Origin of the sequence: uncultured Maribacter sp., from assembly GCF_947496775.1 — a bacterium.
Classification (GTDB): Bacteria; Bacteroidota; Bacteroidia; order Flavobacteriales; family Flavobacteriaceae; genus Maribacter_B.
Genome location: NZ_CANMDU010000002.1, coordinates 398,581 through 416,963 on the forward strand (window position 1 = coordinate 398,581; position 18,383 = coordinate 416,963).

Here is an 18,383-nt window from a genome sequence, read left to right on the forward strand (position 1 = left end):
CAAAACTAGGAAAACTAGTTCTTTTTAGAAATTATTGTGGGTGTAAATTACGATGTTCAAGACCTTTTTTTGTTATAAATAACAAATTTTAGGGCCCAATTAAAGTTTCTACCTGGGTTATTAATCTACGTTTCTTTTTTTTTGGTCTTATTAAAATGCACTTACAACGATTTTGTGCAAAAAGTAAGTTAACTCTTATGTATATTGCTGTTTTATTAAAAAAATATTTTTTATAAAGTATTAATAATTGTCTTTATATATAGGACTATTAAATAAATTAAAGTGTACAATGCGTAATTTTTTAAAGAATAGTATTTTTATTGGTTTCTTTTTTTCTTGTTGGTTTATAAGTGCTTCCGTAGGCCCTATAAAAGTAACTCTTAATGAAACCAATAGCATTACTTTATTTTTTCCTTCGGAAATAGCTACTGTAATAGAGCCATCTCATGATTTTCATTTTAGTTACGACAAGCAAAGTAATATGGGTGTCTTAAAAGCTAAAAAGGGAAAGGATTTAAGTAATTTAACAGTTACCACAAATGATGGAAATATATTTTCTTTTGTTTTGCAGTATGCCAAAGAGGTTAATCATTTTGTTTTTGTTTTAACACCAGAACAAGCGATTGGAAAAATGCATGGTTCTAGTACAAAAGCAATACATAGTAAAGAAGATACTATATCCATACCTCTTACGAAATTAAAAAAGATAGAGGAAAATAGTACAGTCCTAGAGAATAGTAATATTCCGATTGTTGAAAATAATGTACTAGATTTTAATGAAAAGCCTATGGCTGTTCTGGAACCAGAATTAGATTTGTATAGGTCGGATCCAGAAACGTACTATGAAGTTTTTTGCGAAAATACTTATTTACAAAAACCAACCATTAAAAAAGTGGCGAGAAAAACTGGTGTTATTGAGTTAAAAATAAACCATGTTGCTTCTGATAAGAATGAAATGTATATTACACTACAATTAACTAATGGCTCTCTAAAGAGTTACCCTATAAACGATTTACAATTTTATATTAAAACTCGAGGTGGTTCGGAAGAGCTTTCTTTAACTCCTCTTTATGAGTTTAATACTAAAAATGTTTTAAAACCCAATAGCAGTTTTAGTAGTGTTTATGTTTTTAAAAATTTTAAACTAAGTGAAAATCAACATGTTTATATTATTTTAAACGGATTTGATGGTAATCGTTTTTTAATGTTACCATTAACTAATAAAATAATAAACGGGTAGTTTTTTCAGGTATATATAAGTTGCTGTTTATAACCCTGCCCAAAAAGCATTTTTTTTTCTTTTCTTTATGTAGGAAGTATGGGTAACTTTTCTGTTAAAATTTAGAATAGTTTTTTTCATGGTTATTTTTATTGTGGTACTACAGCTTCCCATTCTCCATGGCGTTCTACATTTTCTGCAGATTGCCATATACGGTGCAATTGGTTTCCTTTTTCATTGGTATCAATAATATCTTTCCAATGTTTGTCTCTTTCTTTTTGCCATTTGTCTTTGTACTCTCGAGTTTGTATAAAACTTCTAAAAATAGGAGGGGGAAAGCCTTCTTCTTTTCTACGTTTATAATCCGCTTTACGGTATTCATCAAAAGCATCACCCGCTAGCGCTCGTTTATAACGAGTGCCCTCCTAGTTATTTTATATTCTAACAAGCCAATATCGTCAATTTTAGTACTGTATGGTCATCTGCAAAGTTTTTAGCACTATTTTATTTGTAATCTATTGCAATGCTAACAAAACCAGAAACAACAATAAAAGCTATCTAAAACTTAGATAGTTTTTATTGTTGTTTCTTACTCTGTATGGCACTCGTTAAAAACGAGTGCTAGCGGGGTAAATCTATATTAGGATTAAGTATAAATTTGTAAACTTATTTCAGGACCAGACAAAAAAGAACATCCTAAAAATACTCAGAAACCAAAAAACTCTCATTTTTTTATAAACGTATAATTTCTAGTTTGTTACTGCTTTTTGGTTTATGTAGAAATAAATATCTTGAGGATCTAGTTTCAACTCTTTTTCCATTATTATCAATCATTCTTCCAAAAGTGTAAGCAGATTCCCCTGGGAATTCCAAGCTTCTTAAAGTTACGACCTTACCCTCAGCCAAAAAAACCATTTCATATGAATCTAATGGGTATGATTTTATTAACTCACTATCCATGAAATTAGAGTATTCTTTAATTCGATCTTTTATCTCAGAATCTTCTACGTTGTTATAAGCAACTGATTTATAATATTCCAATTCAGAATTACGTGCCATTTCCACCCATTTTTCTTCATCTTGGCTCTGTATTAGCTTATCGTATTCAGCATAAAAATCCAATACTTCCTGTTCTAGCATACCTTTATCCATTTTGCTTAAATCCTGGCTTTCGCTCCAACCGGTTAGAGTATAAGGTACTTCGGCTTCAAAAGTAAAGGTTTCTTCGTAATAAGGTGCATCTGGGTATTTAAATGTATTGTACGATTTACCGGTTGTGGTAGGTATGGAGTATGTTTTTACCGATACACCCTCATCATTCTCTTTTTTGGCATCGTACATTGCAATTTCTAGTTTGAAAATAACATCGGAACCTAATGTTAAAGATGGTGTACCATCATTATTCTCCACAGGGAATAGTTTTATAGTTACTTTTTGTTTGCCACTTTTTAAAATGACATCATTTAGAGGAACAAAGTTTCCAATTCTAGTAGTATTTTCATAAAGTTTAGAAACTAAAACTCCATTTACATAAACTTCATAATAACAGCCACTCTGAGAAGGATCCATTAAATGATAAACTGGCATGGAACTATAATCTAATTTTTTGGGATTATTGTATAGTTGGACTATTGGTCTTGTTTTCATATGTTTTTTGTTTTTTGTTTTTTGAGCACAACCTATTATACTTAAAGACAAAATACTAAGTATTAAAATTTTTTTCATTTTTCTGAGGGTTTAGAAAAGAGTTCGAATAAATAATGTTTGCGTAAATTAGTTCTTTTGGATTCAAAAAGGGTAAAAGGTTCTATTTTATTATTTGGATTAGTATCATGTTTTAATCCTCTTTCACCTCCAATTTTCCCAACTACCTTTTGAAAGTAAGAACCTTTAACTCCATCAAAATCGAGTACATCTTCTAAGTAAGGCCCTCTAATTTTATCAACACCTATTTTACGGCTTACACGTATTGCTGAAGTTGCTTTAAGTTTGCCTTCAAAGTCTAATGTCGTTTCTAAAGAACCTAATTTCCATAATTCAAATTCTTTTTTTAATTCTCCTTTTACTTCGGTATCAAGTAAGAAGGTAATAGCCCCCTGCATTTGATAAATATCACTTGGGTTTAACTTTCTTTCTGTATTTGCATCATGGTCTTCAACTACGAACGTTTTAGCCAAACTATGGTATTTTATTTTTAAATCAAAGTTAATTTCCCCTGTAGTAACTACCTTAAGGTTAAACTTTTTTAGTTCTTTAAAATTTTCTAAGACCCTGTCATCAAATTCATAGGTATGGTTTAGTGCTAAAAAGGGTTTGGCTTGTAATCCATATATAATTAGTATCTCCCATTTCATCTGTTATTTTTGGTTCTCCAAACTGTGTTATTAAGCTATCTCTTAGTTTACTTAGGTTTTCTTTTTTATTAATATGAATTGATAAATGCACAAATTCATTATCAAAATAGCTAGCTGTAATATTTTGGATTGGTATATCTATAATTTTAAGATTAGGAATAGAATCTCCAGCATAAAAATAACTTGTCATTGTAAAATCACCATAATCTGACTCAGAAGTACTTAAATCTTGTAGATAAGATTTTATAGCCTCAGGGTTTTTATCGGTAATAATTTCGGCAATATCAATCCCTTTTTCTTTTTGTTTGCAGCTGTAAGTTGTCAGTGCAAGTAAACAGATAAGAGTAAAATGTATTAATAATTTCATTAGATTTTTTTAATGTTTAACAGGGTTTGATATTGCTTTTAAATATCTATCTGTTCCATCTTCATTTTCTTTCTTCGCAAATTCTTCATAGGTATATTCTTTGCCATCTTTATTTCTTTGCTTTAAATATTTTATATAATAAGTATAACCACCTATTGAATATTTATTAATTAGAGTTTCATCATTCATATCTATAATATATAAAATGCCTTCTTCAAAAGGAATGTTGTTTGATTTACCTCCATAATTATGTTCATAAAAATATATGTTTTTAGTTTTTTTATTTTCCCAAACACTATAGCTGGCAAATGAAATACTTTTATAATAATTAGGTGTTCCAAATTTTTCTAGTAATGCATCATGGAGTAATTTTGTTTTATCAGTTTCAAAACTGGTCATTTTAATTAATGAAAATAATTTGTTTTCATTGTTCATATAAAAAAAACCGTAGTTTGTATTATGATCAGGGTCACCTTCAAAGTTGCTAGATATATTTTCACCGTTAAATACTAATAAATCGTGGTCAAAGGATCTGTATATGGTGTAACCTGTTTCTGCGATATATTCAGACTCAGTTAATTTATACTTTTTGTTAATAAATACGTTATTTTCAGCTGGTAGCTTAATATCTGATAAATCCATCTTATTTTGTGAGTTGCAAGAGGTAATTAATATACATAATATAATTACAGTTTTGATTACATTTTTCATTTTCATACAATTATAAATTAATCATTTTATATTTTTGTTTTTTCTTAAAAATTGCTTCTAAAATATCCTGATCTTCCCCCGCTAGCGCTCGTTTATAGCGAGTGCCGTCCTAGTTATTTTATATTCTAACAAGCCAATATCGTCAATTTTAGTACTGTATGGTCATCTGCAAAGTTTTTAGCACTATTTTATTTGTAATCTATTGCAATGCTAACAAAACCAGAAACAACGCTTTCTAATAGAATATTAAAATATTCTTGTCTAATACATTTATCCAATATATAGTAGCAAAAGAAACAACAATAAAGTAAAAAGAAAGCTATCTAAGTTTTAGATAGCTTTCTTTTTACTTTATTGTTTCTTACTCTGTACAGCACTTGTTATAAACGAGTGCTAGCTGGGGTTACTCAATTCTTCGTAGATTTTCTAAAGATTCACCTTTTGGTAGGTATAAATCTATAGATGGGAAAAAAGCCCTAATCCTTGTTGCAGTATGATACTTAAAACAAAATGCGGATTTCCCACGTATTCTTCTATCCACGGGTTCTATACTTGGATGCCTTAACGCTACTATTTTACCATTTCCATAGAAATTTATCACATAATTTTCAAAAGGATCAAAATTTTTGTTTTTGTAATTAAGTTCGTTTAATGATTCCTCCCACATTTCTTGTATTTCTTGTTTTGAGGAATATTTAGACTGTGCTATGATTTGAATATCTCCATAATAACTTTTAGCAAGAGCATCCTCATCTTTGTTAAGATAAACGTTTTTTAATTTCTTATAATAGGATAATACTTGGGCTTCTAATAAATCCTTATCCAATTTGGTGAGATCTTGCCCATCTTGCCATCCTTGCAGATTATACGGAACATCTGCATTGAAAGTAAAAGAATATTCGTAATACGGGAGACCTGCTCCTAAAAATTTATTGTTGCCTTTTTTGGTTGGTGCTTTGTGCTCTTTAATAACCAGTTCGTCTTCTAGATCTTGACTAATGTTAAAAGCTTCATATTTAACCACACTAATATTCATCTCTGTTTTCTCTAATAACGTGTTTATGGTTTCTTCGGTTCCATAAGTACGTTTCATAGCATTCCCCAAAGGGTACATTTTAACAGTAATGGTTTGTGGTCCACTTTGCAAAATAGCATGGTTGATACTTTTGGGTGATCCTAGTACTTCCATAGTATATTCTTTATGTACCAAGATATCATTAACTAAAATTTCAAAAAGACAATTACTTTGTGTAGGTCGAATAAAATAACGGGGCTCTTTATCGTAATGTTTTACTTCGCTATAAACGCGGTCAACAAAGTTAGAGGCAGTAATGTCTTTCAATTTATCAGATACAGGTAGCATAGTGTTGTTATCTTTGTTCTGTTGAGCGGAACAGTTTAAAACAACAAATAAAATTATAAAACAGAATTTATACGTCATGTTAATTACCTTATCATTTGCAATGAGTCTAAAGGTTGTCCTTTGGGGAGGTATAAATATAATCCAGGATAATATCCTTTTATTCTATTTCCTTTTTGATATTTAAACCAAAAGGCAGACCAACCTCTTAATCGATGGTCTACTGGTTCTTTGCTAGGATGTCTCAAAGAAACTATTTTGTTGTTGCCATAAAAATTTATGATATAATTTTCTAGAGGTTGAAATTCTTTATTCTTATAATTTAGAGATTCTTTAGATTCATCTAAGACTCTTTTCACTTTTTCTCTATTTTGATATTGAGCTTGTCTTCTTCTAATTTCTGACAAATAAATCATTTTTAATAGAGTGTCGAGCTCTTTATTCTTATATATATATATATATTCATTGTAACACTTTAAAATCTGTTTTTCGAGTTCCTCTTTATCAAATTTGGTTAAATCCTCTCCATTAGTCCATCCCTCATTTACATAAGGTACTTTTGCATCAAAACTAAAGGTATATTCAAAGTAAGGTAACCCTGCTCCTAAAAACGCATTAGTTCCTTCTATGGTTGGTGCTTTGTGTTCTTTTACTAGAATCTCATCTTCTAGATCTTGACTAATATTAAAAGCATCATACTTTACTACACTAATATTCATCTCCGTTTTATCTAATAGGGTAGTTACAGTTTCTTTGGTGCCATAGGCACGTTTCATAGCATCGCCCAAAGGATATAAACGTACCGTAACGGTTTGTGGTCCACTTTGTAAAATAGCTCTATTAATGTTAATAGGTGTGCCTAATTTTTCAATGCCATAATCTTGATAAATAAGATAGTCATTTACAAGAAGTTCATAAACGCAATTATTTTGTAAAGGTCTAATAAAATACATAGGCTCTTTCTCATAATGCTTAATTTGTGAAACTACTTTTTCTACAAAATTATCCACAGTAATATCTTTGCTTTCTTGAGGTATAGGCATCATTATTTTTTTATTTGCTGTTTTTGTTTGATTTTTTTGAGCACAAGAACCTAAAGTGCTCATTGTTAATAGTATTAGAATTATTTTTTTCATTATTATCGCATTAAATATTCCCAAAAAGATTGTTCAAATATAGGTTGTTCATCAAAATTAATAGTAAAGCCAGGTATTAACTCTACATTAATGGGTTTCTTTTCTTCGGGTTTATCAGCATTTGTGGTTCCTATTTCTTCATCAACAATAGTTTCCCAATCATTATCATTATTTATTTCTAACTCTAAGTTCATATACAAACTCCCTGCAATCCCAGTAAAAATAATGGTATCTCTTACGGTGGGTTGTTTGTTTTTAACCGCCCATTTAAAGGTACGCTCAAAATTTAGAGAGCCTTTTACTTCTCCTTGAACATTAGTATCTACCTTAGTATCTGAAAAGCTTACGCCTAAAAATTCTGGTGTATAATCATTGAGTTTGCTCCATTTTTGTTCTGCTTGGGAGTTGGCACTAAATTTAAGTACTAGGGCTACACCATAATCTCTACCAAAAGTTAGTTGTTTGTCATTAGAAAAACTATATGGCTTCTTTTGGTCTTCAAAAATATCTAGGTACATTTTATTTTCTAATACATTAACCCTAAACTCATAATGTGCGCTATAGTAACCTATAAAGTCTAACTCTACCTTTGCCGCCGTACCAAACAATTCATTAAATTTTTTATCGATTTTGGCGTGTATTTTTCTCTCTAGAGCATCTAAAAAAACTTGCATATCTTTAAAACGTAGATAGTCTGCAGGGGTAAAACCTTTAGATTCTTCTTTAATTACATCTGTAGCAGAAACTGTAGTGTTTTTTTTGTCTGAAGAAGAGCTAGCTGGAGCATTTTCGATATCTTTTTTAGCATCTTTTAAATCTCGAAGCATGCCTACTACACCAACGGCTTGTTCTGCGGTATCAAAAATGGTTGTAATACCTACAAAACCAGCAACTATAGAGCCAAGTGAACCTGTTACTTTATGGTTCAAGGCAAAAAGAGGTGCTGCATCTAATCTTTCTATTAACTCAACAGCAACATTACCATTTTCTTGACTTACATACCCTATTGCTCGTGTTGCAGCAATTTGTGGCCAGATAAATTCCGTTATTGTGTTATTAGGTTTGGCGGGGTCAATAAATTGTCCCGTCATAAGTTTCGTAGCAGTTTTTTTATATCTATTATATTTTCTATATATTTTATATGCTTGTGTTGCTTTAGATAATAAGGAAGCACTCTGCACTGCGGCAGACTTACCACGTGTAAGGTATAATATTAATCCATCTACTGCGGCAGATAATATTACACCACCAATAATCATGGTTTTAGGAATCCATTCATATTGCTTACTATAGTTTATTAGGGTGGCTTCATTAGGCGCTGTAAAAGTATGATAGCCATGAAAACCAGCAGCAAGATCCTTTGCAGAGTTTTCTATGTAGTCATAAACAATTTCTTGTACTATACCATTTAAAATACTATTAGGAAGATATTTTGTAATAATCTCTGCTTCTTTTGATTTTTGACGAACCCATTTCATTTCGTTTTCTAAACCACGAACAAGTTTTGATTTTGATTGTAAATCAATATTGCGGTAATAAATTTTACTTTGATCGGTATAATCTATTGGATTTCCAATCTGTAAATGCATAGCAAAAGCTGCATCTGGGTAAATTCTAAGGTTTAACTTTTTTTGGTATGCACAGGTTGTTACAGGTAGGTTTATAAGTGCTGGCTTTTCATTAAACGCAGGAAAGTATTCTAAGAAAAAAGGAAGAAAATCTTTCTTTTTTCCAGAAATATATTTATAAGGGTATTTAGGTATAAACTCCAGTGTAGTAGTGCCTGCCTCTTTATATATAGGTTTAGGTTCTACTATAATTTTCTCTAAAGCAGAAATATCAATAACTTTATTGGTGTGTAGTTCTGGTTTATTATCACACACTTCGGTATTTACATTAGAAACAGTTATAGTAACCGTTTCTGCATTCTCAGCAGAATTGCTTAAAACTCCAATTTCTATAACATCATTTGCAGTATTTATTTGATCCTTAACTGAAAAGAGTACTGAGTTTAAATCTTTATACTTTAAATCTATTTTAGTATATCTGCATGGGTCAAAGGCTTCAATGTTGGTTTCTACTTTGCCTACCATAACAGCAACATTACCTTTAGAGTCTGGGTTTACATACCCTTTTCCTCCTTCTTTTACGGTTAAATAATTACGTTTAAAACCGCTAAAATATTTTCCAGTTTTATCGCTAAGTATCGCTGGGAAAACTTTTAATGATTTCCCTGCATGGAACATCCAACTTAAATCTACAACAACAGGAATAGTTATTTTTTGTATATGTTGAACACTTTTTCCTTCTTTATTTACTCTTCCGTCTATACCTGTTCTTCCTTCATCTTTTGGGTGTATTTTTTCTATATTTACTTCTCTACGATACGTATATAAAAGATCATTAGGAGTAAAAATATCTTTATCCGTAAGGTTTATTTTAAGTTCTTGCCCGTATAGGTCTTTGGTGTAAATATGTAGTAGTACTTGAGACCCAAAAGCTATAGGCTCTTTTATTTCATTATACTCATAATCTGTCCATACCGTTTCTAATATTTCTGGTGTACCTAAGGCAGATACATAACAACCGTTAGGTAGTTTTGCAGTGGCATTATCTGTTCCCAAAATTAATTCTAACCATGTTTTACCACCACCGATTAAAAACTCAGGAAACTTTATTTCTTTTGGTAATGAAGAGACTGTTTTATAATTAACAAGGAGTAAACCGCTAGCGTTTAATCCATTTTTAACCAGTGCATGAACACTTTTAATATGTTTATATTTCTTATCAAACTCTTTTTGTTTTTCCTCTTTGTTTTTTAGGTTTAGCTCTAAGAGTTCATTAACTTCTTCGTCGTAAGATTTTAAGGTAGCCAAAAAACTTAAAGAATCTCTATGCAATTGAATTTCTCCAGTGGCTGTGTTTAATTCTTTATTGTTATGTATTATTTTAATTTCGGTATCGTTCATACTAACTTTAGTCTATAGGAATTAACAAAATTTCCCTTTCTACGGTAGTTCCTACGGGATTAATTAAAAGTAATATCTCTTCATCTGTATTTTCAACATTTGCTTCTGAAGGTTGCGACATTTGTCCATGCGTTAAAAACTCTACCGAAGGGATTCCTCCAATGGCACAAGTACCTTTACTATCTTCTAAAAGCGGATTGCCTTTATTTGGCAAGGTAACTTTATCATAAAAACCATCCCATAAAATAATATTTGGTACACAAGAGCTATTGGTCATGGTACAGGTGCCAAACGTATTTTTTTCAAACGTTGGTCCCAACTCCATGGTTGTTGCCACCAATTTTTCGGATGATTTGTCATCATTAATGTAAATCTTACTTTGGGTAAGTACCTTTAAGGTATCTGGTGCAGCCCCAAATTGACATTGGCATAACGCACCTTGGCATACTAAATGTTTTTGACTCATACCTTTTTTGTTATTTCCATTTCCTTTAATCTAGAAATTTTATATTCTATTTTTTGGTACTCTGGATTATAAAATTCGCATATTCCTTTAAAGTAAAGCATCGACGCATTTTCGTTATCTAATGCATATTTTAAATTAAGTTGCCCATTTTTAATTTCTTTTTTTATTACATCGTTGGCTTCTGGAGTTTTGCCTTCATAAGTAACCATAATATGGTTATTAGAATTGGGATATTTTGAAATTTCTTGCTTTCCAGAAAATATAATACCCGATGGATACGCATAATGTGGAAGATTAAATTCACAATTATCTTTTTCAAAATTTAGTTCTCCTAGAACAAATAATCTAGGGAAAAGTAAATCGTATACAACATCTCTTCTTAATTTGGATAAGAATATTTTTTGATCTGCCATATTAGTACTAATACTATTCATATAGTTTTCTGCAATCTCGCCAGAATATTCTTTTTTAATTTTTGGTACTAAAGCCTTCCATCTTTCTTGAATTTCTAAATAGTTATCTATCTCTTGTATTTGGCCACTAAAACTAACTTTAAGCACTAGTGGATATAATACATTGGCACATTTATCAGCTAAAACTTCTAGAACTTTTGTAGGCACTTTATTATTAACATACAATTTTTGTCGGTTTAGCTGCACTTTAAAAAAACTCCCTGAGTAATTTAGAAATTCCGACTCTAATATATAATGAACTCTATTAAATTTTGGTTCTAGGTATTCTATTTCAACACCGTAAAAACGATGCACTGACATTAATTTATCTTTATAAGATAGACTAGTATTGTTTTTCGGCGTATTGCTTTTACTCATTTTAAGAAACTAGGATGGTGCATGCTTTATAGAAAATCAATGCCTTGTTCCCCTTCTTCATTTACATTTATCAAAGCCGTCATATCAATATTTTCCCCTTCGAAAGTAATATCTTTAGCAACGAGTTCATTGAAAGTACCTCCAGAAATTTTAATAATTTGTCCTTTTTTTTTCATATCTAAAATAGATTGCCAACTTCACCACTGTTGTTATTAATTTTCTTGTTGGCCTTTTTATTTATACTTCCTCCGGTACTATGAATGGTAATATCTTTAGCTGCTTGTCTTTTAATTTCATCTGCTTCACTCTGTATTTTTTCAGATGCAGTTTCTAATATATTAGCAGCTTTTAGAATATAATCCTCAGAAGTAGTAATCATATTATTTTTGGCTACCATTTCAGATTTATTACCACCAACATATACACTCAGGTTTTCTTCTACCTGAATATTCATGTTCTTTGCTTTTAATGCCATATTTTCTACCGCATTAATATTCACATTGTTATTGGCATTAATGGTAATATCATTAGTAACCGTATCTATCTGAAAAACATTCTCATTCTTATCCTTAATAGTAATACTTTCCCCACCCTCGGTGTCATTTAGCTCAATAATATGTCCGCTACGGGTCATAATTGCTTTTATATTATTATCAGCATCTGCAATACCACTACTAGCACTGTTATTGTAGCCAGCACTAAGTACATAGGGTTTTTCTGGGTTGCCACCTTCAAAACCTACTAATACCTCTTCATTAATTTCTGGAATAAAGTAAAAGCCTTTTCCGCTACCGGAGTAGGGTGTAGGTGCCTTTATCCATGGGGTAGAGGTACTCATAGTTTTCTGCCAAGGGAATTGTACTTTTACTCTACCTAAGCCGTTGGGGTCATTATTATCTAATACCAATCCGCGTTGCTCTTCTGCTTTTGGTGTTGCAAAAACAGTACTGTAATACGGGTGTGGGGTACCCTCAGGAACCCCCTCAAAATGATTTTCATAATTACCACTATGATCAAAACGATGCGTTAGTTTGGTAATCATATACGAACCAAAAGAGTCTCTACTAGCCTTATTAGAATAATTAATACCTTCTATAACTAAACTATCGCCTACGCGTAAGGCAACTATTTCTGAGGTGCCATTTGCTATAATCATATTAGCGGCTTTTCCTAAAGTATTTACTTTAGTAATATGGTCTAAACCTTGTTGTCCGCTATATTCGTTTTGGTTATGGTTCCAATCATAGTTTTCTTTTTTTGCAAAGACGGCGTCGGATTGTTTTTTTACATGCGCTGCATACGGGTGCCCGCTTTTGGCAGTATGCGCTGCAGATACAGCTTCTAAGGCAGAGTCATTAACCCAATCTTTAGAAGTAAAACTGCTATTTTGTGCTTGTAGGTTGGTAGACAACCCAAAGGATTGTACATCTTGGCCGTAAATTCCTTGTAATTCTTTATCTCCCGTACGCCCAACGCAAAAGGTTCTTCCATTATCATAGATCCAAACACCATAACGTGCTGCCATACGTTGTAAAAAAGCAAAGTCAGACTCATTATATTGCACCGTATAAGGTAGCGTAATGTTAGTACCACTACCTAATTTCATTTTTAAAAGGTCTTTAGAGTGTCCTTTAAAAGTATCGGTAACTACTTGGCTAAAAGAAGAACCTTCTTCATAGCTAAAGCATTGTACCGATTTTGAAAGTAGAATACTAGCCCCTTGTCCAGAAAGGACAATACTACCAGAACCACCAGTTCCTTTTTGTAAGGCAACGGAAGTAATAATACCCACATATTCTAATTGCCCATCGTCTAGGCCAATAGATATTTTTTTGCCAGAATAGTTAATAGAATTGTTCATTAAAGTTCCATTATAGCCTTCTGTAGCATTGGTTTGATATACCACTTGAAAAGAACTATGGGTGCCCATAGCAAGTTCTATAGCTACTGTAAAACCAGATTTTGGCAGAAATACTTCCCCATCTATAATAAGAGATGGTTTAATTAGTTTTGGCATAGTGTTGTATTTTGGATGTTAAAATAAGGAGAATTCTGACGTATTCTAAAAATAAAGGTATAAAATCGATGAACGGTACTTTTATTAAATTTTTCTATTTATAGAAAATTCTAAAAGGAAGTACATTAGCGGATCGCGATTGTAAACCTATTAAAACTTCTTTCTTTAAGTGTTGCCAACTTTCTTGCTCATAAAAATCATCTTCTTTTTTATGAATATACACATCGGTAGTTGGGGTATAACCAATACCTTCTTCTAATGCTACAACAACTCCTTTTTCTATAGTTACTTTAGAGATACTGTTTTTGTACACATTAAAGCAATATGTAATAATATCTTGTCTAGTGACAATTTTTCCTTTTGTGAGTACTTGCTCTCTGTAGGCAAAAACCTTTTCTCCAGCAGTTGGTTCATCTTTACCGCCAATAGATCCTGTAATAAAGGTTAGGGAGTTTGGCTCAAAGGCGGTTCCGGAATATTGCACTAGGCTAACGTAAGGGTTTATTTTATTAGCTTTTTCACCTGCGGTACTCCAATAATTAGCAAATACAGTTTGGTCCTTATTTTTTTGAATACTATTTTTATTGATAACCAAATAGGGGATTTTGTTTTTGGTAAACTCCCTAAGTTCTATCTGCTGTTCTATCCTAGAAATTATTTGTTTAAGGTCTTTTAGATTGGTATTTATAAAATCATCATTCATAGCATTAAAAGCAATGCTATCTTCTTTTAGCAGGTCTAAAGTGTAATTTAGTAATTCAGATGCATCTCGTTCATCAAAACGAGAAACACCGCCAAAACGTAAATAGGCTTGGGAACTATTGTTATTTTCTTTTTTGCGATTTTGTACAAAATAGATGTTTCCACTATCTCCTGTAATATCTTGAATATCAAAAAAATAATCTTCTTCTACTTCTAAAGGTAAAATATTAAAATAAGGTTTTAACCTTCTGTTTGTATGGTGTTTTTTCTTATTTAAAACAGGAAAACAATTAATATGGCAATGTAAGTTTTCTAGCATTTTGTTAGATACTACAGGCGAAAAGGAAATTTTTATCCAAAGTAAGGGTTCGTTAAAAGTTTGCAGGTCTTTATTGGATAAAAAACTAGCAAATTCCTCTGGATAATTTCTAACATTATTTTTAACGTCTAAACTATCTGTTACCGTATAGAAATGGTCTTTATAGAATTCTTTTACATAATTTTCGTAAAATTTAATTTTACTTTGAATAGATTCATTAATATACGTACTATAATCTTCATCATTAACCTCTTTCTCATGATACCCCTTTGCAATTTCTAAAGGAGTTCCGTTTAACGACCATTTAGATATACTTATGTGATGAGATAGAATATTTTTTTGAGAAAAATTTAAAACATCAAAATAACAGAGTAAATCTTGAATAGTAGTAGCTTGTGCGCTTGGTTTAATGGCAAGGTAAATACTGGAGTTTTCTGGTTGTCCAATAAAATCATCTGTAGTAATAAAAGGTATATTTCTATGGTTTTTATAGGATACTATTTTATCGGGATATGCAATATATTCTATAGCACAGTTATTTATTTTAAAATCTCCGGCAGGGGAAAAGAAAAAGTCTTCAAAATTTTTTTGGCCACTTTCTTTAAAAATGGGCATTCTTTTTCTATGATAAAACTCGGAACGTTCATTTATATCTAAAACAGCATCTACAGGTAAGGCGTGCATAACGGCATGGGCTGGTTTTGCGGTTACCGAGACTTCTGGTGTTAAAAGGTCTACTAAACGCTCTGTAATTCTGGTTCTACTAGTTTTTATGGTGTCTGAAATGCGCTCAAACTCATGTGCGCAGGCATCAAAAAGAATACTTATAATGGGGTCTAAGGAATATTCAATTTCCATTTCGTCCATACCCCAAGTATCTGCAGCTCTTCTAATTAATCGTTCTTTTATTTCTTCTTTGGTTAATGATTTCATGACAGCGTTTATTTGTAGGATAATGGAGCTAAATAATAATCTCCAGAAAAATGATACGGTTCATTGGTTTTTAATAAAACACCAGTAATACTAATGTTTAGGTATTTTTTAAGGCGTACTTTGTTAGATTTTTCGGAAACACTCTCTTGTAAATTAAGCGTTAGGTTTATTTTTCCAAGCCTTTTTTCATAAGTTACGATTTGCTCGCTGAGCGATTTTTTAATGCGCTCTTTAAGTACATTTGCATTGACCAATAAATCGAAATCTGTTTCCCATATTTCGCTTCCAAAATTTTCATCAAAATCGTACTCCTCAAAATAAGTGGTAATAATTATACTTATAAATTGAGAAACAGATTCTTGTAGCGTAATTTTTTTGAGTTCTTTTTTTTCAAAAAAGCGCTTAAAATCAAAAGGAGCTTGGTAGTATGGTTTGGCCATTTACATTGTTTTTTTACTAGGTACTCTAGAGTTGTATACCTTTGAGCTTAACTTAAAACATAGTAGTTTTATATTATGAACTTACGGGTTTCTCTTGAGGAGCTTTACTCACCTTAAAAATTACCTTTTTATCTTTTAGTTTTATATTTACGGTTTGTGGTGCCTTTATATCGCCAGAAATAATCATTTTAGATAGTGGCCTTTTTAGTTTATTACGAATAACTGCTTTTAAAGGTCGCACCCCGTAAGTAGAAGAAAACCCGTCTACAGATAAAAAATCTTTGGTTTCTTTATCTATATTTAGAGTAATACCCAATTTATTTGCTAAAACTAATAATTCTTTTTTAAGGTGTAAATCGAAAATTAAAGGCGCATTGTCTACTGAAATAGGGGCAAAGGGTATAATTTCTGTAATTCGGCCTAAAAATTCTGGTCTAAAGTAAGGCGACATTATTTCTAATATTTGATCAGACGAAGGTGTTTTTCCCTCAGACATATTTTTAGAAATAAATTCGGAACCAATATTAGAGGTAAAAAGGATTACGGCATTAGAAAAATCGCCAACTTTACCTAAACGATCATTAAGTTTACCTTCATCTAAGATCTGAAGAAAAACATCAAAAACAGATTGGTGTGCCTTTTCTATTTCATCAAAAAGAACTATAGAATATGGTTTTTGTCTAATTTTATTTACTAGCATACCACCTTCTTCATAACCTACATAACCTGGAGGAGCACCATATAAGAGTGCGGCAGAGTGTTCTTCTTTAAATTCGGACATATCAAACCGTATAATAGCACTTTCATCGCTAAATAAAAATTCTGCTAAGGATTTTGCTAGTTCTGTTTTACCTGTTCCTGTGGGGCCAGAAAAGAAAAAAGACCCTATAGGTTGCCCTGCTTTAGAAAGCCCGGATCTAGATTCTATAATAGCTTCTGTTACCGTTTTTACAGCATGGTTTTGGCCAATAACTCTTTTCTTTAGAGTAGCTTCCATATCCATAAGACGTTCACGCTCCTGGGTTTGTACTTTACCAGCTGGGATTCCTGTGATATTGGAAACCATTGCCGCTAAATCTTCATCCTTTATAGTGGTTAGTTCTTGTAAAGAATGCTTTTCTATGGCCTCTAAAATAGTAGTTATATAACTGTGTTTTTTCTCATATGTTGCAAAAGATAAGGCATCTTCTGTATCATACTTACCTATGATTATTGGACCAAGTTTGTTTTTTAGCTCCACATAAATCCAATCTATTTCTTCTTTACGCTGTTCTTCTGTAAGGCTGTTAGCTTTTTTCTCTAAAAAGGATATTTTGTTTTTAAGTTCTTCCAAGTCGGTTGGTAAAGATTGTTGCGATACTTTAGCAGCCGCCATGGTTCTGTCTACCAAATCTAATGCAGAATCTGGTAAGTGTTTTTCTTTTAAATAGCGTTTAGAGAATAAGATGGCTTCTTTTAAAGTTGCATCAGAAATCTCTAATTGATGGTGTTTAGCGTATGTTTCGCTTACATTTTTTAATATTCTAAATGCGGTTTCTGTATTGGGTTCTTCTAAAAACACAGTTTCAAAACGTCTGCTTAAAGCATCATCAGAAGTAATATGTTTGCGGTAATTATCTGGAGACGTTACACCAATAATAACTACCTCTCCTTTGTTAAGTTCGGATTTTATAACGTTTAAAATTCCTTGACTAGAAGATACATCTTGTAATAAGGCATGAAAATCATCTAGTACTAAAATAGGCGTAGTATAAGATTTAGATTGCTCAAAAATTTGCTGTAATCTATCTTCTACTTCTCCTTTGTAAGAAGCACCAGAAAGTAGGAGTGTAGTATGTATTTCTAAAAGAGTAGCTTCTTGTAAAATATCTACAATTTTCTTTTCTCCTATTAAAACAGCTAAGTTCTTTATTAAAACAGTCTTGCCAACACCAGATTCTCCTTGGATAATTACATTGGGCTTAGATTTTCGGCTAAGGATTTCTGTAATTGCTTTAAGTTCTTTATCTCTATTTACTATATTAGAAAATTTGCCTTGTACCGCTTTCTGCACCAAATCTGTAGTGTATTTACTTAAGATATTAGTGTCTGTTTGCGTGGTTTCATTGGCAGAAACAGCATTGGTGTTTATTGTAGTAGACTCCTTTGCTTTGTTTAGTGTTTCTAAAAGTTGATTGTAGTTAACAGGTAAGGATTTTAGTTGGTCTAAGTTAAACCCAACTCCTGGTGTAATTGCGGCAATAAAGAGTAAAAATAAATCTACTTCTTCTTTGTCATATTTGGTTTTAATAGCATCTGCTTCTACAAGAACTAATTGTACGCCGGAATCTGCTTCTGGTTCTGATTTTCTTGTTATTTTTTTAGGCATTGCCTCTAAATTAACCTCTGCCCATTCTTCTATAAAATACACATCTACTCCTAAATTGTGTAATTTTCTTAATAGGGATAAATCTCTATTAAGAGCGGCTTTAATTACATGAGCTGTTCCGTAATTTTGTTGCTGGTTTTCTTCGGCTATTTGTGCCGCTATATAGAGTGCTTTTTCTACTTCGTTATTCAT

The 18,383-nt window shown here is 31.7% G+C and carries 15 protein-coding genes; 1 reads left to right on the forward strand and 14 read right to left on the reverse strand.

Translation table 11 applies throughout. From position 1 onward, the window contains the following. The first annotated feature begins 289 nt into the window (after nucleotides 1–289). A complete protein-coding gene (locus Q0856_RS06435; protein ID WP_298503524.1) occupies nucleotides 290–1,240 on the forward strand; it encodes a DUF4138 domain-containing protein in 951 nt (316 codons plus the stop codon). 711 nt (nucleotides 1,241–1,951) lie between these two features. On the opposite strand, the gene Q0856_RS06440 is transcribed toward Q0856_RS06435, so the two are convergent. The 14 genes from Q0856_RS06440 to Q0856_RS06505 form a co-directional block, all read right to left on the reverse strand. Then, complete coding sequence (locus Q0856_RS06440) at nucleotides 1,952–2,944, reverse strand: hypothetical protein (protein WP_298503526.1); 993 nt, start codon at nucleotides 2,942–2,944, stop codon at nucleotides 1,952–1,954. Beyond that, the gene (locus Q0856_RS06445) at nucleotides 2,941–3,573 is read right to left on the reverse strand and encodes a hypothetical protein (RefSeq protein ID WP_298503527.1); all 633 of its coding nucleotides are present in this window, start codon (nucleotides 3,571–3,573) and stop codon (nucleotides 2,941–2,943) included. The genes Q0856_RS06440 and Q0856_RS06445 overlap by 4 nt, the downstream gene beginning before the upstream one ends. Beyond that, the gene (locus Q0856_RS06450; RefSeq protein ID WP_298503529.1) at nucleotides 3,503–3,940 is read right to left on the reverse strand and encodes a hypothetical protein; all 438 of its coding nucleotides are present in this window, start codon (nucleotides 3,938–3,940) and stop codon (nucleotides 3,503–3,505) included. The genes Q0856_RS06445 and Q0856_RS06450 overlap by 71 nt, the downstream gene beginning before the upstream one ends. A 9-nt stretch (nucleotides 3,941–3,949) precedes the next feature. Then, on the reverse strand, nucleotides 3,950–4,651 hold the full coding sequence (locus tag Q0856_RS06455; protein ID WP_298503530.1) for a hypothetical protein: 702 nt from the start codon (nucleotides 4,649–4,651) through the stop codon (nucleotides 3,950–3,952). A gap of 403 nt (nucleotides 4,652–5,054) precedes the next feature. Continuing rightward, on the reverse strand, nucleotides 5,055–6,014 hold the full coding sequence (locus Q0856_RS06460; protein WP_298503531.1) for a hypothetical protein: 960 nt from the start codon (nucleotides 6,012–6,014) through the stop codon (nucleotides 5,055–5,057). A gap of 83 nt (nucleotides 6,015–6,097) precedes the next feature. Continuing rightward, on the reverse strand, nucleotides 6,098–7,147 hold the full coding sequence (locus Q0856_RS06465; protein ID WP_298503533.1) for a hypothetical protein: 1,050 nt from the start codon (nucleotides 7,145–7,147) through the stop codon (nucleotides 6,098–6,100). A gap of 2 nt (nucleotides 7,148–7,149) precedes the next feature. Continuing rightward, nucleotides 7,150–10,116: a hypothetical protein gene (locus tag Q0856_RS06470; RefSeq protein WP_298503535.1), complete on the reverse strand. Its 2,967-nt coding sequence runs from the start codon at nucleotides 10,114–10,116 to the stop codon at nucleotides 7,150–7,152. Between the two features lie 7 nt (nucleotides 10,117–10,123). Next, nucleotides 10,124–10,582 carry a DUF4280 domain-containing protein gene (locus Q0856_RS06475; RefSeq protein ID WP_298503537.1) on the reverse strand — a complete coding sequence of 153 codons (459 nt, stop codon included), beginning with the start codon at nucleotides 10,580–10,582 and terminating at the stop codon, nucleotides 10,124–10,126. Then, complete coding sequence (locus Q0856_RS06480; protein WP_298503539.1) at nucleotides 10,579–11,412, reverse strand: hypothetical protein; 834 nt, start codon at nucleotides 11,410–11,412, stop codon at nucleotides 10,579–10,581. The genes Q0856_RS06475 and Q0856_RS06480 overlap by 4 nt, the downstream gene beginning before the upstream one ends. Nucleotides 11,413–11,438: 26 nt before the next feature. Beyond that, complete coding sequence (locus Q0856_RS06485) at nucleotides 11,439–11,588, reverse strand: hypothetical protein (protein WP_298503541.1); 150 nt, start codon at nucleotides 11,586–11,588, stop codon at nucleotides 11,439–11,441. A gap of 2 nt (nucleotides 11,589–11,590) precedes the next feature. Then, a complete protein-coding gene (locus Q0856_RS06490; protein WP_298503544.1) occupies nucleotides 11,591–13,429 on the reverse strand; it encodes a phage baseplate assembly protein V in 1,839 nt (612 codons plus the stop codon). A gap of 94 nt (nucleotides 13,430–13,523) precedes the next feature. Beyond that, nucleotides 13,524–15,383, reverse strand: coding sequence for a hypothetical protein (locus Q0856_RS06495; RefSeq protein WP_298503546.1), 1,860 nt, complete (start codon nucleotides 15,381–15,383; stop codon nucleotides 13,524–13,526). 8 nt (nucleotides 15,384–15,391) lie between these two features. Further along, nucleotides 15,392–15,823: a GPW/gp25 family protein gene (locus Q0856_RS06500; RefSeq protein ID WP_298503547.1), complete on the reverse strand. Its 432-nt coding sequence runs from the start codon at nucleotides 15,821–15,823 to the stop codon at nucleotides 15,392–15,394. Between the two features lie 73 nt (nucleotides 15,824–15,896). Further along, on the reverse strand, nucleotides 15,897–18,383 hold the full coding sequence (locus tag Q0856_RS06505) for an ATP-dependent Clp protease ATP-binding subunit (protein ID WP_298503549.1): 2,487 nt from the start codon (nucleotides 18,381–18,383) through the stop codon (nucleotides 15,897–15,899).

Bases quoted from the DNA above. Each gene is read 5' to 3' on its own strand.
- Q0856_RS06435 (WP_298503524.1), top strand. From the start codon at position 290: ATGCGTAATTTTTTAAAGAATAGTATTTTTATTGGTTTCTTTTTTTCT.
- Q0856_RS06440 (WP_298503526.1), bottom strand. From the start codon at position 2,944: ATGAAAAAAATTTTAATACTTAGTATTTTGTCTTTAAGTATAATAGGT.
- Q0856_RS06445 (WP_298503527.1), bottom strand. From the start codon at position 3,573: ATGAAATGGGAGATACTAATTATATATGGATTACAAGCCAAACCCTTT.
- Q0856_RS06450 (WP_298503529.1), bottom strand. From the start codon at position 3,940: ATGAAATTATTAATACATTTTACTCTTATCTGTTTACTTGCACTGACA.
- Q0856_RS06455 (WP_298503530.1), bottom strand. From the start codon at position 4,651: ATGAAAAATGTAATCAAAACTGTAATTATATTATGTATATTAATTACC.
- Q0856_RS06460 (WP_298503531.1), bottom strand. From the start codon at position 6,014: ATGCTACCTGTATCTGATAAATTGAAAGACATTACTGCCTCTAACTTT.
- Q0856_RS06465 (WP_298503533.1), bottom strand. From the start codon at position 7,147: ATGAAAAAAATAATTCTAATACTATTAACAATGAGCACTTTAGGTTCT.
- Q0856_RS06470 (WP_298503535.1), bottom strand. From the start codon at position 10,116: ATGAACGATACCGAAATTAAAATAATACATAACAATAAAGAATTAAAC.
- Q0856_RS06475 (WP_298503537.1), bottom strand. From the start codon at position 10,582: ATGAGTCAAAAACATTTAGTATGCCAAGGTGCGTTATGCCAATGTCAA.
- Q0856_RS06480 (WP_298503539.1), bottom strand. From the start codon at position 11,412: ATGAGTAAAAGCAATACGCCGAAAAACAATACTAGTCTATCTTATAAA.
- Q0856_RS06485 (WP_298503541.1), bottom strand. From the start codon at position 11,588: ATGAAAAAAAAAGGACAAATTATTAAAATTTCTGGAGGTACTTTCAAT.
- Q0856_RS06490 (WP_298503544.1), bottom strand. From the start codon at position 13,429: ATGCCAAAACTAATTAAACCATCTCTTATTATAGATGGGGAAGTATTT.
- Q0856_RS06495 (WP_298503546.1), bottom strand. From the start codon at position 15,383: ATGAAATCATTAACCAAAGAAGAAATAAAAGAACGATTAATTAGAAGA.
- Q0856_RS06500 (WP_298503547.1), bottom strand. From the start codon at position 15,823: ATGGCCAAACCATACTACCAAGCTCCTTTTGATTTTAAGCGCTTTTTT.
- Q0856_RS06505 (WP_298503549.1), bottom strand. From the start codon at position 18,383: ATGAATAACGAAGTAGAAAAAGCACTCTATATAGCGGCACAAATAGCC.